Source organism: Acinetobacter sp. NBRC 100985 (assembly GCF_000241225.1).
GTDB classification, from domain to species: Bacteria; Pseudomonadota; Gammaproteobacteria; order Pseudomonadales; family Moraxellaceae; genus Acinetobacter; species Acinetobacter venetianus.
Window position 1 is genome coordinate 1 of record NZ_BAEB01000010.1, and the last position, 17,682, is coordinate 17,682.

Annotated in this window: 14 protein-coding genes and 2 pseudogenes; 11 read left to right on the forward strand and 5 right to left on the reverse strand. The window is 37.9% G+C overall.

Translation table 11 applies throughout. The features are described from left to right. Positions 1-49 precede the first annotated feature (49 nt). Positions 50-1,375, reverse strand: coding sequence for an OprD family outer membrane porin (locus ACT4_RS02955; RefSeq protein WP_007479696.1), 1,326 nt, complete (start codon positions 1,373-1,375; stop codon positions 50-52). Between the two features lie 743 nt (positions 1,376-2,118). On the opposite strand from ACT4_RS02955, the gene ACT4_RS02960 reads away from it, so the two are divergent. Together ACT4_RS02960 and ACT4_RS02965 are read left to right on the forward strand one after the other, a co-directional pair. Beyond that, entirely contained in the window at positions 2,119-2,889 is a 771-nt protein-coding gene (locus ACT4_RS02960) for a TorF family putative porin (protein WP_007479698.1), read from the forward strand. Between the two features lie 392 nt (positions 2,890-3,281). After that, positions 3,282-4,042: pseudogene (locus ACT4_RS02965) on the forward strand (TorF family putative porin). A 40-nt stretch (positions 4,043-4,082) separates the two neighbouring features. Here the strand turns inward: ACT4_RS02965 and ACT4_RS02970 are convergent. Further along, positions 4,083-4,733, reverse strand: a pseudogene (locus ACT4_RS02970) (ATP-binding protein); the annotation flags it as partial. A 114-nt stretch (positions 4,734-4,847) separates the two neighbouring features. On the opposite strand from ACT4_RS02970, the gene ACT4_RS02975 reads away from it, so the two are divergent. The 6 genes from ACT4_RS02975 to ACT4_RS03000 all read left to right on the forward strand — a co-directional run bounded on the left by ACT4_RS02975 (position 4,848) and on the right by ACT4_RS03000 (position 11,529). Next, a complete protein-coding gene (locus ACT4_RS02975) occupies positions 4,848-5,546 on the forward strand; it encodes a heteromeric transposase endonuclease subunit TnsA (RefSeq protein WP_001064759.1) in 699 nt (232 codons plus the stop codon). Further along, a complete protein-coding gene (locus ACT4_RS02980; protein WP_000999878.1) occupies positions 5,539-7,428 on the forward strand; it encodes a Mu transposase C-terminal domain-containing protein in 1,890 nt (629 codons plus the stop codon). Before ACT4_RS02975 ends, ACT4_RS02980 begins: the two co-directional genes overlap by 8 nt. Then, a complete protein-coding gene (locus tag ACT4_RS02985) occupies positions 7,425-8,276 on the forward strand; it encodes a TniB family NTP-binding protein (protein ID WP_000073961.1) in 852 nt (283 codons plus the stop codon). Before ACT4_RS02980 ends, ACT4_RS02985 begins: the two co-directional genes overlap by 4 nt. A 19-nt stretch (positions 8,277-8,295) precedes the next feature. After that, complete coding sequence (locus ACT4_RS02990) at positions 8,296-9,387, forward strand: TniQ family protein (RefSeq protein WP_000622362.1); 1,092 nt, start codon at positions 8,296-8,298, stop codon at positions 9,385-9,387. Positions 9,388-9,406: 19 nt separating this feature from the next. Further along, positions 9,407-10,822, forward strand: a complete 1,416-nt coding sequence (locus tag ACT4_RS02995; RefSeq protein WP_004777765.1) for a hypothetical protein — start codon at positions 9,407-9,409, stop codon at positions 10,820-10,822. A gap of 68 nt (positions 10,823-10,890) precedes the next feature. Next, the gene (locus tag ACT4_RS03000) at positions 10,891-11,529 is read left to right on the forward strand and encodes a hypothetical protein (protein WP_000530048.1); all 639 of its coding nucleotides are present in this window, start codon (positions 10,891-10,893) and stop codon (positions 11,527-11,529) included. Here ACT4_RS03000 and ACT4_RS03005 read toward each other — a convergent pair. Then, on the reverse strand, positions 11,518-12,621 hold the full coding sequence (locus ACT4_RS03005) for a hypothetical protein (protein ID WP_001289337.1): 1,104 nt from the start codon (positions 12,619-12,621) through the stop codon (positions 11,518-11,520). The two genes, ACT4_RS03000 and ACT4_RS03005, sit on opposite strands and share 12 nt — an antisense overlap. Before the next feature lie 488 nt (positions 12,622-13,109). On the opposite strand from ACT4_RS03005, the gene ACT4_RS03010 reads away from it, so the two are divergent. The 3 genes from ACT4_RS03010 (at position 13,110) to ACT4_RS03020 (ending at position 14,488) form a co-directional block, all read left to right on the forward strand. Then, a complete protein-coding gene (locus ACT4_RS03010) occupies positions 13,110-13,790 on the forward strand; it encodes a DUF305 domain-containing protein (RefSeq protein ID WP_000680279.1) in 681 nt (226 codons plus the stop codon). Positions 13,791-13,880: 90 nt separating this feature from the next. Further along, complete coding sequence (fdx, locus tag ACT4_RS03015) at positions 13,881-14,219, forward strand: ISC system 2Fe-2S type ferredoxin (RefSeq protein ID WP_001124186.1); 339 nt, start codon at positions 13,881-13,883, stop codon at positions 14,217-14,219. Between the two features lie 80 nt (positions 14,220-14,299). Further along, positions 14,300-14,488: a heavy-metal-associated domain-containing protein gene (locus ACT4_RS03020; protein ID WP_000394310.1), complete on the forward strand. Its 189-nt coding sequence runs from the start codon at positions 14,300-14,302 to the stop codon at positions 14,486-14,488. A 212-nt stretch (positions 14,489-14,700) separates the two neighbouring features. Here ACT4_RS03020 and cueR read toward each other — a convergent pair whose 3' ends face one another. Next, on the reverse strand, positions 14,701-15,159 hold the full coding sequence (gene cueR / locus ACT4_RS03025; RefSeq protein ID WP_001020605.1) for a Cu(I)-responsive transcriptional regulator: 459 nt from the start codon (positions 15,157-15,159) through the stop codon (positions 14,701-14,703). A gap of 10 nt (positions 15,160-15,169) precedes the next feature. Next, positions 15,170-17,656, reverse strand: a complete 2,487-nt coding sequence (locus ACT4_RS03030; RefSeq protein ID WP_000536249.1) for a heavy metal translocating P-type ATPase — start codon at positions 17,654-17,656, stop codon at positions 15,170-15,172. Between the last annotated feature and the right edge of the window lie 26 nt (positions 17,657-17,682).

Here is a 17,682-nt window from a genome sequence, read left to right on the forward strand (position 1 = left end):
TACTATATAGTAGTAGTGNGTTTTTTTATGACTTAAATAAAGCTGTGAATTAGAACAGTTTCACAGGAATATCAAGGAACAAACGCCATTCATTGGTTGAGCCAATGACATTGCTGACATATTGACCAGAAACATTATTATAGGTATCACTTGAACGTAAGTAAGAATAGCGAACACGTAGGCTTGCATCTTTCAATGCACCTGTTTGAACTGTATATTTGACTTGGTTAAAGAACTCATGTTCTTCGGCTTGGTCAATGATTTTTGAGCGATCTGTTATTTTAGCGATATCAATATCCCAACCATAAACAAATGCAGTTGTCCAGTTTAGACCAGGTAAACCGTGATTTTTGAAGTTGTAGTTATATTGTAGCCCGACAGATTTTTCATCATTACCATTAAAGTCACCTAAATAGGAATTAGGGACATAGATACTTTGTAAACCATCAGCATTATAGCCATAGTCATATCCAGTATTACCTGTGTTATCTTGATAAGAAAGCATGACATTATGTACATCTTTGCCATAGCCCACTGAAACAGCCCAAATCGAGTTTTTACGGTTTGCTAGATCATCTGTGGTATGTGAATCAGTGAGTGCATCTTTATCCCATTTTGTATGATAACCCATGGCATCAAGTGTTAAGGTACTCTTGTCTTTTAATCTTTGGGTAAAGTTTACATTAGCATAATGACGTTCTAACTTATCTTGAACATCTAAGCCATAATACGATGAATTGAGTTGATCATTAAATTTATATTTAGCACCCCAAACTACTGCACGATCAAGCCCTTGACCTGTCACATCTTTATCGGTACTAATTTGGTTTGACATTTGGTTTTTTGTGAATTTACCTGCAACCACATTTAGATTTGGAATTTCATTACTTTCAATGAAAACACCTGTGTAATACTCAGGCACTAAACGGGCTTGATTACTTGCCATGACAGGAAGTGTTGACACCTGTGTACCATAAGTCACGGTTGTGTTGGAAATACGTGCTTTCACATTGGCACCACCACGAGCCCAATGATCATAAGCAAATCCACGATCATCTACAGGAATCATTTGATTACCCGTATTATTATTCGCACCAAGCTTGAAAGATGCATCACCTACTAGGCCAACACCAAAGCCAACAACACCCTTTGTAAAGCCTGATTGAAGATCAAAAATGGCAGTTTGCGCTGTTGAGCTTGTATCATTTGTTAAACCGTCTTTTTTATCACGATTTAAAAAGCCTGTGCGGAACAATACTGAACCATTTGCATCCTCAACAAAACCTTTAGCTTCGCTTTGTTCGCTTGCATATGTTGAGGAGATCAATGCGGCATTAATCAAAACCGCTAATGTTAGTTTCTTTGCCTTTGGCATAGGTAGCCTCATAATAAATAAGATCAATTTCGATCAAAATCGAAATTTTGACCAATTGTATAAGTTATACATAAAAAAGATAGATTTTTATTAAAAATTTTTAATTATTTTTAAATAAAATACATATATGATTTTATGATTTATTTCTTGTTTAAAAAGCAGGCTAATTAAAATTAAGATATTGAATATTATCTATATTTAATATTATATTGAATGTAATTTATGCTGGTTGTTTTTTTGATTTATTTCTACAAAAATACGTGATTTGTTCAAGTTTTTCTTCTTTATATTTAAGTATTTATTTTTTCTTTGATTGAAAATTATTCTGCTGATTTGCAAAAAATGACATCCCGATGAATGGCAAATTGTTGAGGATGAAAAATAAACAGTTTGTTCAGTTTTGTTTAAGTTTTTTAATATGCACTTTTTTTGATCACTTTGGTCTTAATCGCTAGAACAGTTGTATTTTAAATACTCTGAGTGAAGCTAAATTTTTATTTTGCATTATTTTTGTGCGAAAAATAGTCTGTTTTTGTGTGGTGCGTCGAAATTGATCAAAAATAATCATGATATTGAGTTGAGGGAGCATTAAAAGCGCACTGCTTCTATATGTTTGGCACTTTTATAGCACAAGACTTAGATTTGATCAGGGTTTTTAAAAGTTGGCACAGCATTTGCTAATTACAAACGTGATGCAATTTAAAACATAAATCAGTCGAATATCCATCATGGGGGAGATCAATATGATGAAATTTGCATGTAAAGCAATCGCGATGAGTATCATTGCTGTAACTTCATCTTTTGCTATGGCTGAAGAAACAACGACATTATCTCAGTACGGACTTAGCTTTTCAGGAAATGCTGCATTAACCACAGATTATCGCTATCGTGGTATGACTCAAACTCAAAGTGATCCAGCAGTACAAGGTGGTTTTGCATTATCTCATTCTTCTGGTTTATATGCTGGTGTATGGGGTTCAAATGTAAACTTTGGTTCAGCTGACCCGCACTTAGAATTAGATCCATATATTGGTTATACAACTGAATTGCCTTTTGCTGGCAAGCCAACTTTAGATGTTGGTTTATGGTACTACGGCTATCCAAGTGCGTCAGATTTCAACTGGCTTGAGCTATACGCTAAATTAGGTTTCAGTGATGTTATTGCTTCTGGCGATAGCTTATTAGCAAGTGTTAATTATACAAATGATTTCTTTGGTTTGGATGAAGATGCTTGGTATTTAAACGCAACGTATACAGTACCTTTTGCTGACACAGGTTTTGGTGGTGTCGCAAGTATTGGTTATACAACAGCGGATAACTATGACTTCAGTGATAATGGCAGTAAAGATGACAACTACGTTGATTGGAAAGTTGGCGTAACTTATAGCTTCAAATCTATTCCTGATTTCTCAGCTGAACTTGCTGCTGTAGGTACAAATATTGATGCTGATATGCAACCTTACAAACGCGGTGTAGAAACGGGTGCAGTATTTACATTAAATAAAACATTCTAATTATTTAGAAAACTGAAAAGCCAGCTGAAATGCTGGCTTTTTTGTGCGGTGCATAATTAAAAAAATATTAGTTTCATTTTCTTTATAACTATCTTGGAATGTCTTGATTGCAGGCGTGAATATTTCATTTTCTGCCATAATATTTAAGGTCGTGACTTTATGCGCTAAAAAGAGCAGGTTCGCCCTAGTTTGGTTGCATGTATAAAAACCGCATCATGATAAAAGACTGGAGAATAGCTATTTAATCTCTTTGTTTTATTCAAGTTTCTGTTAAATATAGGATATTATTTATTTTTAATCTTTTTTTAATGTTGGCACAGCAATTGCTAATTACATATTGATGCAATTTTAGACAGAAATCTGTTGAATATCTAAATCTAGGGGAGATCAATATGATGAAATTTGCAGTCAAGGCATTAGCTTTAAGTGTTGCAACATTAACATCAACTTTAACAATGGCTGAAGAGAGTAAGCTACCATTTCCGGGAACAGTTTCTGGAAATATCAGTGTGATATCGAGCTATAACTTGCGTGGTATTACTAACTCTCCAGAAAATAGCGGTGCAGCTGTACAAGGTGGATTGGATTATAGCCACAAGGGTTTTTATGCAGGTTATTGGTTTTCAACACTAGATTATTCTTATGCTTGTCTAAATCCTGACTGTAAAGATGTCGATGCGAGAGATTCTTTTGAAAGTGATTTTTATGCTGGCTATAAGGGCAATATTACCGAAGATCTAGGCTATCAAGTGGGTGGGACGATTTATTATTACTATCCAGGATGGGAGTCTACAGGTTACGAAACCATTGTTGGTCTAAGTTATAAAGACTTTGGTGTGACGGCACAAACTTTATTAAACAACGTTACTTTTGGTAATAAAGGAGATACTTATTTCCTCGCGACGTATGCGCCTGCATTGCCTGCTGGTTTTACGGGTAAAGCACAACTGGGTGCCTATTATTATGGCGATGATGATGAGTTTACTGCAAAAACAGAGCATAGTTTTGCTTTCCGTCATGCGACATTAGGTCTATCTCATGCTTTAGGTGATACAGGTGCTAACTGGAGTCTCGATTATATTTTAGGGGGCTATGACCGTTCTGATATCAAACAAAAAATAAAGTGGTTTTAGGATTAGCTTACGCTTTTTAATAATAACAATAATGAAAAGCGACCAATATGGTCGCTTTTTTTATGCCTGATGACCTCGGTAGGACAATGCTTCTGTTAAATGTGAGCTAGAAATCATTTCACTCTCAGATAAATCAGCAATGGTTCGTGCGACACGTAAAACCCGATGATAAGCACGAGCTGAGAGATTCAGACGTTGTTGAGCCATTGCCATGATTTTTGTTGAGCTGTCATCAAGTAGCGCATATTGCTCTAATAAGTTCGGTGATAACGCTTGATTTAAACACTGCTGTCTTTGCAGTTGTTGTTGATAGGCTTTAATCACACGTTGTCGCACTGTTTCAGAGTTTTCAGTTACTACTCGATCTTGTAATTCAGTGGCTTGCAAAGGTGGAACATCAATATGTAAATCAATTCGATCCAGCAAAGGGCCAGAAATCCGATTTTGATAACGCTGAATACTTTCTGGTGAGCATTGACAGCGACTATCTTGGTTGAATGCGTAACCACAAGGGCAAGGGTTCATTGCAGCAATGAACTGGAAATTTGCAGGAAAAGTCATTTGTCTTGCTGCGCGTGAAATCACAATTTCTTTGGACTCTAAAGGCTGACGCAGCACTTCCAGCACTTTTCGATCAAACTCAGGTAACTCATCTAGAAACAAGACACCTAAATGTGCAAGGGTAATTTCACCCGGTTTTGGCTGTGAACCGCTGTTATTTACAAAGAACTATGCGACAATATAAGCTAGGGTCAAAGACTTAGACCACCTTTTATAAAGAACTATGCGACAAATTTTATAAAGAACTATGCAACGGAACCTAGAATGAACAATCAATCATGCGACACCGTTAACATCGTACCAGCTCGAAGAAAAATTGGTAATACACGTATCAGTGTATCTGGTTTATATCCTTTTAAAAAAGATTCCGCAGTTGCCTTTGAATCAACTCTTGAACGGGATTTCCTTATTCGATTAGAGGTTGATCCCAATGTTCTTGCTGTTGAGTCTCAACCATTTACCATTGAGTATTTTGATAATGGACAGAAACGAGTTTACACCCCTGACTACCTAGTAACTTATAAGCATAATGATTTTATTCCATTTATTGCACCTAAACTGGTTGAAGTAAAACCTACAGATGAATTGCAACTTAATTTGCATCTATGGAAAGCTAGATATCGTGCTGCCATGAGGGTATGCAAAGAAGAGGGTTGGAAATTTCATATTGCACATGAGGGGCGTATTCGGGACCAGTTATGGTCGAATGCCATGTTTTTACAAAAGTACCGAAAGATGGAATTTCCCCCTGCTGATTCAAAGCACTTATTGGATTATGTGAGAGATCGAGGAGCAGTAACTTTTGAGACTCTATTAGCCAGACATTTTCTTGGAAAATGGGACAGAGCCAATGGAATTAGTCAAATCTGGTATTTAGTTGCTCATGGTTATCTGGTTTGCGATTTAAGTATGCCTTTACAGCCATCTACTGAACTTTGGGTAAATGGGAGTTGTCATGAATGATAGACGTGTGAATATCAAAATAGCTGCTGGGGAGCCGGTTCAGATAAAAGGGATTCCCCATACGATTATTGAAGTCATTGACCTAAAATCGGTTTTTGTTGAAAACAATAATACTGGCAGGAAAAGTATCGCGGCTATCAGTGAATTAAGGCCATCAATAGCTGTGGAACAGTATGAAGATCTAGAGCTCATCGCTGATAAAGACTGGATTGAGGCTGAAAGACGTTTCAACATCATCCGACCTTTCATTGAGGGAGGCGTGAGTGGTCGTAAGGAAGTAGAGTTACGAGCCCAAGAACATGATATTAATCCAGCCACTATCTATAGATGGTTAAAAATCTATAAGGCATATGGAACTATTGATGGATTGCGGCCCAGAAAAGAGGGATTGCCACAAGGCAAGAAGATAATTAATAAACATGCTGAAGCAATCATTGAAAAAGCCATCAAGGATTTATACCTAACTAATCAAAGAATAAGTGTTCAAAAAGTTGTACTTGAAGTGAAACGCTTATGTCATGAATACCATATCCTAGAGGTGCCTCATGCCAATACAGTAAGAAATCGTATTGCAGCGATTAGCCAGAGAGACTCTCTTCGTAAGAGGGGACATAAGGAAAAGGCCGATAACAAATTTACACCTGCCGCAGGGAAATTCCCTCATGCTGATTATCCACTTGCCGTCGTACAGATTGACCATACGCCTGTTGATCTTATTCTGGTTGATGATTTTAGCAGGTGTCCTATAGGACGACCTTTTCTTACGTTGGCAATTGATGTGCGTTCAAGGGTAGTTGTGGGATATTACTTATCATTAGATGCCCCCTCTGTTATGTCTATTGCAATGAGCGTTTCTCAAGCTGTACTGCCCAAAGAGAAATGGCTAGCTTCGCGCAAGATTCAAGCTGAATGGCCTGTCTGGGGAATTATGAACACCATTCATGTCGATAATGGACCTGAGTTTCACTCAGAAACTTTCAGAAATGCTTGTATGGCACATGATATTCGTCTGGAATACCGACCAGTTAAAAAACCACGTTTTGGCGGGCACATTGAACGTTTGATGGGAACATTTGCAACCGATATTCACGCAGTTCCAGGAACAACTTTTTCAAATATTTTTGAAAGAAAAGGCTATAACTCAGATGCGGAAGCAGTTTTCACATTCTCCGAATTTGAGGACTGGCTGATTGATTTTATCTGTAATGTTTACCACAAAAGGAAACACTCTGCTTTAGGTACTTCTCCACTACATGCTTTTGAGTTAGGTATCTTTGGTGATAAAAACACGTTAGGTTCTGGGGCTGCTAGATTGCCTGCAAATGATCATAATTTCTTTCTTGATTTTCTACCAAGTTTTGAAAGGACGATTCAAACAACAGGTGTAACAATTGATGGTCTTGCTTATTATGCTGATGTACTAAGAGGTTGGATTAATGCTGTAGACCCTGATAATCAAAAGGAAAAACGTAAATTTATCTTTAGGCGTGATCCAAGAAATATTAGTGAGATATGGTTCTTTGATCCCGAAATCAAAAATTATTTTAAGGTTCCTTTAGCGGATCAAAGTATTCCACCATTTAGTATTTGGGAACACAAAAAGATTCAGGAACTGAAAAAGGAAACTGGCGAATATCTAAAAGATCATGAACTTGGACAGGCTCTAGCTAAACTTCGGGAGCGTGTTCAGGAGGCAAGTACTAAAACTCGACGGGCTCGCAGATCACATCAGCGCAGTACCCAACATCAACAGAGTGTTAACCCTGCTTCAATTCAGGGCAAAAAACCTCAACAAGAGAGTACGATTTTGGAGCAACAGCTTGAAAACGTATATGGTTTATTGCCTCTCGATGAGCTGGAAAATGATGAGGATATTTCATGAGTAACTATTCACATGTTTTTCAAGAGTTTCGCCCTATTGTGGAACAGTCTAATGAGGACAGACTCTACTTCCTGGAAGAGGACCGATGGATTGGGTATCCAGCAGCCAATGACTTGTTAGACCAATTGAAAGGATTCCTGACACTTCCTAAGCGGAGCCGTATGCCCAACTTACTGGTATTGAGTAAGCCAAATAATGGTAAAACCTCAATTATTAACCAGTTCTTTAAGCTGTATGGGGAGGGTTATGTCAATGCAGAAAATAATGCAGTAAAACCTGTAATCATTGTACAGGCACCTGTTTCCCCTGATGAAAAAGCTCTGTATATGGCTATTCTTGATAAGTTCTGGGTTCCTTTTCGAGAAAGAGATCCCGTTGCGAAGCTACGTTACCAAGTGGTCCATTGCCTTAAACTTTATGAGGTAAAGCTCCTCATTATCGACGAAATGAATTCTCTATTATGTGGCAGTCCGATTAAGCAAAGAACAGTAATGAATGCGATTAAGTATTTGTGTAATGAAACACAGATACCCATTGTTGGGTTTGGTACAGAAGAAGCAATTAGTGTTCTGCGTACTGATCCACAGCATGTCAGCCGTTTTCGTGTGGTTAATTTGCCCTTATGGAAACTAGATAAAGACTTTCAAGCTATGGTAAATAAATTTGAGAAAGTTCTTCCCCTCAAACAGGCTTCAAAACTGGCTGAACCAGCAACAGTAAAATATCTGCATGATATTACAGATGGAAACTTAGGTAATCTGCGAACGATTTTACGGGACGCCGCAAAGAAAGCTGTTGTTTCTGGTCAGGAGTTTATCGACCGTAGCTTGCTAGAAAGTGTGAAATAAGCAATGTGGAGGACTAGGTATGATAAGTGCAACAGAAATCCATTCATGGTTTATTCCCACGGACTTAAAGCAAGATGAGGCATTATCTTCTTGGTTGATACGTGCCGCACTTGACAGTGGTTGTGACCCATTAAGTTTAACTGGAGTACTTTGGCCCAAATGGCGAATCTGGTCTGTAGATGTAGATCGTGGTTTAAGTGCAGAGCAAGTACAGGTATTGATCAATACGACAAAAATTGATGAAAGCCAATTTAATTCTGCTACGCTTCGCAATTTTTTAATTAAATATAATCTGGATAATCAAACTCTTGATGCATGGTACTTGGTATTAGGTACAAGAAACCGTAAGCATCGAGGTGGCTGGCAATATTGTCCTGAGTGTCTATCTGAGGATAATGTTGCCTATTTCCGTCTGCCTTGGCGTTTTGCCTGGCATACAGGTTGTATAAAACATAATCAGCATTTACATGATCAATGTCCTCATTGCCATAATGCTATTCAACCTAGACGTCTTGAAGCCCCTGATCAGGTTATGACTTGCTGTTCAATATGTAAAAAAAGTCTATTGGAGGTTAATAAAAGCCTTGTGGATTGTCATGCCTTGGCATTCCAAAAAATCTTTGATCAATTCCTGGAACAAGGCTGTGCAACCTATCAAGACAAGTTGATTTCAGTAACTGATTGGTTAACGGTGATTAAGTTATTTTCACAATTTATTAGAAAAGCTTTAGCTGGCTCAGTAAATGGAAAAGGATGGGCTTTTCTTGAACAACTCAGAATTCAGGTGCCCCATCCTGAGCTTATATCGAATGGATTGGCTGTTAACCAACTTCCAGTTACCGAGAGAGAACGGCTATTTTCCTGTATTTATCAATTACTCATTATTCCCCAGGAAAAGTTTATTGAAACAGCAAAATCTTTAAATATGAACAGGTCTTCATTTTGGGATAAGAGAAACCAGTTGCCAGCCATATTAAGGCCTGTTGAAGAACAATTAGGCTCGATTTATCGGAACTACCCTCCAAAGAGAGCATTGGTAGCTACCTTTAAACCTAAAAGTAAGGAGACTGTAATACGCAAGTTTTTAAGATTAAAAAGAAAACTAGGGTAACTTTTGGGGGGACAACACCATGCCTCAGTGTGATGAATGTGGTGATGCGGTTGAAAAGATACACCGACTTTATAAACAGCGTAACTATTGCCATAAGTGCTATGTACGAGTTTTTAAAAAACAGGATTGTCCGTCGTGTGGTAAAAGTTCCAGATTATATAAAGCTGATAACTTGGCCGTTTGCCAACAATGTGAAACCAATAGACCTTGCATTAGATGTCAGCGTATTGATTACCCTATAGGAAAAATAACGGAGCAAGGCCCTGTTTGTAATAGTTGTTCAGTTTATTTTAGAGAGTTTCAAGCTTGTGAACGGTGTGGTGTGACATCACAACGCTTATCTCGTATCAGCCGTTTTGGAGATAATTTAAGAGTTTGCCCAAAGTGTGCAACCCGTGATTACCAGACATGCCAAAGTTGTAGAAGATATAGGTTGATTGAACAGGATGTTGTGTCAGGCAAAATGCTTTGTAAGAAATGTTTGACCTGTCCACCACTTCAATGTCTAACTTGCCAGCAACAGATTCCTGCTGGATATGGGAAATACTGTGAATTATGTACATGGCGAAGAATATTGGGGAATAGGATTAAGGAACTGGTTAATACATTAGTAAATCCAAGCCTCAAAGGTTACTTTAAAGATTATATGAATTGGCTTGATCATGAGGTTGGACCGCATAAGGCTGCATTACTAATTCGTAAACATATTCATTTTTTTGAAAAGACCAGTGATCTTTGGGGAGATCAGATCCCAGACAATGACTCTTTATTACATAGACTAAGAACAAGTGGTTTACGCAAATATGAGCTGCCCATCCGGTGGTTGGTTGCAGTACATCACCTGCATATAGATACCCAATCTAAAGGCCACTGTTCTGAATTTGACCAACTGAGAAAACTGGCGAACTCATGTCCTGGTTCATCGCTTTCAGCCCAAATTCTTCAGAACTATTATCAGGTTTTAATAAATAAAATGGATTTAGGGAAAACGAGTATACGTTCTGCCCGTTTAGCCATGAAACCAGCATCTGCTTTAATGCTGTTGGTAAGTCAATCACGATTAGATTTACCAACAATGTGGCATGTAAAATATTACTTATTTAAGTCCCCTGGACAAGCTTGCGCTATTGTTGGCTTTCTTAATTTTTTAAACAAGAATTATGATACGAACCTTGATACGTCATGGGTACTAGATGAAAAAATAACAGAAAAAAGTAATATGAAGAAACTGGAAAAACAATTGTTGGCCATCATGAAAGCCCCAGAGGAAAATTTTAATGAACTAGAGTGGATAAAGTTAGGATTGATGTATTTTCATAATTTGGATAAATCCTTTTTTAATCAAATGGATAGTATTAATTATAGGGGGCTGAATGATGGCTTTGAAGTGAGGTTTGGTGATCAGCAATATTGGATACCTAAATTGCTTGTATAACTGGACCATATAACGCTAATGTAGCTACATAAAGTTAAAACTGAATTTTGGGCTTCCAGAGGGTATGTATGGGGCAATTAGGTCATGAATATTGTGTTCATAATGGATTCAATAGGTCTCATGCAGGGAAATATGTTTATTCACTTGCTACGTTTATATCTTGGATATTGATTTACTTTTTACTGAAGTTCTTGGGTGGATTGTCTCCTTATTGGAATGTCATCATTTCTAGTGCTATCACTGCTTTATTATTTCTTACTTTTTATTTTCTATTTGATAAATGGATATGGAAAACAGGTTTATTTTTCAAGATTCTGAAATATCCTGATATTTCGGGAGAATGGTCATGTAAAGGTATCTCTGATTACCAAGAAGAAAATTCTGAAATGATTAAGCACAATAGAGAGTGGATTGGAAAAGTAACAATTTTACAAAGTTGGGATAAAGTAAGAATCAGATTAGAAACAGAATTTTCCACATCTGACAGTATTTCTGCTGCAATTATTTATGACGAAATTGAAGAATACAAAGTTCTTTATAGTTATGAAAACAAACCAAAAGATTTAGATCATGAAGAGTTACGTATCCATCGAGGATTTGTAGAGCTGACACTTCATAAAGACAATAAAAGTGCCAGTGCTAAATATTATAATGTTACTGGTCGAAGAACCATGGGAACAATGTTATGGGAAAAATTAGATAACTAATGGATAAGAGCCAATGGTTTCGTCATATAGGTAACCCAAATCTTTACGTATTTCCGTAACGAGTTTATCTAAGGCAATGCTCATTGTTGTGAGAGAGGTTTCTTTCTGATAACTATCAAATATTTTTCTGGTCATATCAGGTGTATATAAGCTATTTCTATAGTTTGGGTTATGATACAGATAATCAAAAAATCTTTTTGTTTCAAGAACTATTGCTAAAGCATTTGTTCTACCTTTCTTTAAATTTTCTAGATTGGAATGATACATAATAGAGGCTAGATCAAAACTACTTAAGTAAATTACTTTGCCCTCTTCAACTAAATCGGCTTTTATTGTTTTACAAAGGCGGATAGATTTTTTCAATCCTCCATCAGCATAGTATTTACATTTGTAATCTATATAAAAAATATGCTTGAAAGGTAAGTTCATCAATGTAGTAGGAGTTTTATTATCTAGAATATTGACTCCTCTTAAATAAAGGTGCTTTTGTTGTTGGTACTCATATGTTTCTACCCAATGAGAGGGTACAACATCTACATCCCGAGGAAGTGATCCACCTGTTAAAGTTATAGATTTAGCACCAGTAGTATCAATTGTTACGGCAGGATATGCTTGTCTTAATTCATAAGTGCACGCGTTCCTGAGTTCTCTTAATATTTTTATATCATCATGACGTAAAGTACCTAAATAACCCTCTGTACGATAATGTGATTTGTTAAGTACAAGTAAATCAACATCACTTACACCTTTGATATGAATATTTAGGGGAACTGACCCTTGTAATCTGTATTCTGTGACAATGTTATGATTATTTAGTAGCCTAGGCTCTAATTGTTTTTCAATTCTTTTAGCAGTTTCAATACTGATTTCTGTGTAACGTTTACTAACTTCTTGCATTGCTCCTACTGCATAACGGATAGATGGTTTGTCTGATACAATCTGCCATTTTTCTATTGTACGTTTTAATTCATCAAACTCATTAAATGAAGTTACGCCTGCTGTTACACTATCAAAAGCATTGTATGTAAGGTCAGTACCTTTTCGTCTTTTCTCTAATCTGTTCAATCTTTTATAAAAATCAATTTCAGACATTGTGAAACTCAAAAAATAGTAGTTATGGTTAAAATAATTATACCTTAATAATTATTTTAAGGTTTTAATAAATAAGGTTTTATTGTCATAAATGCTCAAATTTAAGATGGGAAGTAAGATAATTTTTAAGTATAAAGTTTGAGAATGTTTGTAGTCTTTTGTAGTGCATCCAATAGTCAAATAAATAATTGTGAAACCATGAAGACACATATCACATTGATATTTATATAAAAATATTATTTGTGATTGGAGGTGATTTTTTTAATTCTATTGATTATTGTGACTCACTACGGAGTTAATTGTCTTTAAGTATTTGTTTTTAATTGTTTTATTCTTTTAATTATTTTTATTTGATTAGGTGTTGACCTTACCATAATTGGAAAGAATAGAGTTGCTACATCAAGGGTAATGATGTACCTGATATGAAAGAATAACTTCCGAGCTTATTACCCATTATTTTTTCATAATTGTAGTAAGAGGATAACTCCATGAAACACTTTGTTCCAATGTTAATGATCGGTGCGATTGTATTTAGTGCGGGGTGTTCCTCTTCTGACGCTCCAAAGGAAAATTCAATGAGTGAGAATAAACATGAAAGCCATTCAATGCACCATGATATGAATGGTTCAGCTAAAACAGATAATCCATCTACAAATGCCTATATGGAAGTAAATACTCGTATGCACAGCGGAATGGGTATTGATTTCACGGGAAATGCAGATACTGACTTTATGTTGGGTATGATTCCTCACCATCAGGGTGCGGTTGATATGGCAAAAGTAGTTCTTCAATACGGTTCTGATCCAGAAGTGCGTCAGCTTGCCGAGAACGTTATCTCTGCCCAAGAGTCAGAAATCAAGATGATGAATGAATGGTTGGCAAAAAACAAAAATCATTCTGGCAGCAAAAATGAAGATAGCCCATCAACTCAAGCATATATTAAGATCAATGATGAAATGCACGCAGATATGATGGTTCCATTTACAGGAAATGCTGATGTTGATTTCATGAGAGGCATGATCCCCCATCATCAAGGTGCAATTGATATGGCAAAAGTAGTTCTTCAATATGGTTCTGATCCAGAAGTACGCCAGCTTGCTGAAGATGTTATCTCTGCCCAGGAATCAGAAATCAAGATGATGAATGAATGGTTAAGTAAACATAAGTAGATACTTCTCTATTCGATATTCTTTTAAATGAGGGGCTTTTTAAAGCCCCTTGTTTTATCTATAAATTTGATGAATTGAGGATTATGTTATATGCCAAAAATTATAGTTATTCCGCATGAAAAGATTTGTCCAGAGGGTGCGGAACTTGAAATTGAAAGCGGAAGTAATTTATGTCGAAGTTTATTGGATCATGGCATTCCCATAGAACATGCCTGCGATTTATCAGGTGCATGTACAACATGCCATGTTGTTCTGAAAAAAGGGTTCGACAGTTTAGAAGAAATGGATGATGTAGAGGCGGACTTACTGGATCGTGCCTGGGGGCTTACGGCCCAATCAAGACTATCTTGCCAGGTTAAGGTCCAAGATGAAAACTTGGAGGTAGAAATACCTAAGTACACAGTCAATTATATATCTGAGGGACATTAATTTTACTTTTAATGCTTGACCTTACAATTATGGCAAGGTTTATATTAAACACATCCTGAATAGTAATAGTGGAGTTAAATATGGAATTTCATGTTGAAGATATGACTTGTGGTGGCTGTGCCCGTGGTGTAACCAGAGCAATTCAAGCAATAGATGCCAATGCAAAGGTCATCACCGAACCACCCAATCGTAGTGTAAAAGTTGAAACAACTGCAACACAGCAGCAAATCGTTGAGGCTTTAACCGAGGCTGGTTTTCCTCCTCGTTAAAAACGGACGAAATGATAAAGCGACTCTCTATTGAGTCGCTTTTTTGTGGGCAATGAATTATAAGCTCAATATTTAGGAATGTTTGTGATGTTAAATTAGCAGTTATTTGACAATGTAAGTATCTAAAAGAAATGACATATTTTAGTTCATAGTTATAAATATAAAAAATAGGGAGAAGTAAAATTAATTTTACTTCTCCCTATATCCTATTGCTATTTCTTTCGGGTTAAAGGTGAAACGGAAAGCAGGTCGTTATGATGGTGAACGTCCTTTATTTCATTGTGAGGTTCTTGCAAGCCTTCAAGAATCGGACAGTCGGGTCTATTATCACCAGCACAACAGTCGATTAAGTCCTTGAGGGTATTCGCCATTTGCTGTAGGTCATTGATACGTTCTTCCAGCTTTTCACTATGACCCTGAGCAAGGCGTTTGACATCAGCACTCTGTCTACCGCGGTTATTCCATAAATCAAGTAAGTCTGATATTTCTGCTACTGAAAAACCGAGTTCACGACTTCGCTTGATAAACTTTAAACGTTCAACATCATTTGCTGAGTAAGAGCGATAACCTGCATTATTACGTCCCGCAGCAGGAATTAGGCCAATCTGCTCATAATAACGAATCATCTTGGCGGTAACTCCCGAAGCTTTAGAGACTTTACCAATGTTCATCATATCCTCCTTAGCCTTGACTGACGGATGGTGGCTGGAATCGACGTAAACGTAATGCATTGCCAAGTACAAATACACTGGACAAAGCCATTGCTCCTGCTGCAAAGATTGGGGACATCAGTATTCCATAGGCTGGGTACAATATACCAGCAGCAACAGGAATCAACATGGTGTTATAGGCAAATGCCCAGAATAAGTTCTGGTGAATATTACCAATCGTTGCTTTGGACAAGGCAATCGCATTGGCAACACCTTGTAAGTTTCCTGACATTAACACGACATCGGCAGATTCAATTGCAACATCTGTACCTGTACCAATCGCAAGTCCGACATCAGCTTCAGCCAAAGCGGGTGCATCGTTAATCCCATCACCCACAAAAGCGATATTGCCGTATTTTGCTTTCAGCTCTTTAACCGCACTGACTTTACCCTCTGGTAGAACTTCAGCAATCACTTCATCAATACCCAATTGTTTGGCAATTGCCCGAGCAGTACGAGCATTGTCACCCGTCACCATTGCTACCTTGAGACCTAATTGGTGTAGAGCCTTAATCGCTGCTGGCGTTGTGGTTTTGATTGGGTCAGCAACTGCAATAATTCCTGCCAGTTCACCATCGACAGCAACATAAAGTGGTGATTTACCCTCATCACCCAGACGCTGAGCTGTGGCAACAAATGGAGCAACATCAATACCAAGTTGAACCATATAACGGTCTGCACCAATATTGATTTCTTCATTACCATTGATGGTTGCACAGACACCCATGCCTGTGACTGAATCAAACGTATCAACTTTAGGTAAAGTCAGGTTTTCACTTTTTGCCGCATCAACAATTGCTTTAGCAATCGGATGTTCAGAACGGGATTCAACAGCCGCAACCATGCCTAGGACATAATCACGCTCAAAGAATTGAGTCACTTCAAAGTCAGTCAGTACGGGATGACCCTCTGTTAATGTCCCTGTTTTATCGACTGCAACAACTTTGGCATCCTTTAACAGTTGTAAGGCTTCGCCTTTGCGGAACAGTACTCCCAACTCTGCACCACGACCTGTACCGACCATAATTGAGGTTGGTGTCGCCAATCCCATTGCACAAGGACAGGCAATGATCAACACTGCCACCGCATTAACCAATGCAAAAGTTAAGGCTGGTGATGGACCAAAAATCAGCCAGACCAGGAATGTAAGCACTGCGGCAATCATCACCGCAGGTACAAACCATAAGGTCACTTTATCCACCACAGCCTGAATCGGCATTTTAGAACCCTGTGCCTGCTCAACCAAACGAATGATTTGAGCCAGCATAGTTTCGCCACCCACCGCCACAGCGGTAAAAGTCAACGTGCCATTCTGGTTAATGGTACCGCCCACTACATCACTGCCGATGCCTTTTTCCACAGGGATTGGTTCACCTGTAATCATGGATTCATCGACAAAGCTTTTTCCATCCGTGACTTGACCATCAACAGGGATTCTTTCCCCTGGTTTTACAATGATAATGTCACCTGCAACCACTTGGTCTATTGCAATATCCACCATTTGACCATTGCGTAAAACATGGGCAGTTTTGGCTTGTAAGCTGACTAAACGCTGGATTGCTTCAGAGGTTCGCCCTTTGGCTTTTGCTTCAAGGAAACGACCCAGTAAGATTAATGCGACAATCACCGCAGCCGCTTCGTAATACACATTCACCGTTCCTGATGGGAGGATGTTTGGTATGAATGTGGCAACAATAGAAAACAAATATGCTGCTGATGTTCCCACAGCGACCAAAGAATTCATATCAGGAGCTAGACGGAATAATGCAGGAAAACCTTTCTGATAGAATCTTCGTCCTGGAATAACCAAAACCAGTGTGGTCAGTATGAATTGTAAATACCAGCTATTCTGCATCCCAATAGTTTGATCAATCAGTTGATGTACACCAGGGATAAGGTGAGATCCCATTTCCAGAATAAATACAGGTAAAGCCAACAGGGAGGCGAGAATCAAATCACGTTTAAGTTCAGCACGTTCCTGATCTTTTTTCTCAAGCTGCTCTGTCTGGTCAGGAATAGAAGCCTGAATTTCTGTGGCATCGTAACCAGCTTTATCAATTGCGGCAATCAAGGCATCGACATTTGCTGTACCACTGACCGTTGCACGCTCAGTTGCAAGATTGACATTGGCTTCTTTTACACCTGCAACGGCTTTAAGGGCTTTTTCGACACGACCTACACAACTGGCACAGGTCATGCCTTTAATTGATAATTCAATATTATTTGCAGGCACGTCATAGCCTGACTGTTCAATGGCATGAACCAGTACCTGACGATCCACAGGCTGATCAAGTACAATATCTGCACGTTCTGTCGCCAGATTGACCGAGGCTGACTGTACACCATCAACTTTTTTGAGGGCTTTTTCAACACGTCCAACACAACTGGCACATGTCATACCTTCAATTTTTAATGTAACTTTCATATTATTAGAAAGCTTATTTGTTGCTGTTCCCATAAGATATACCTATAGAGCTTATCCAG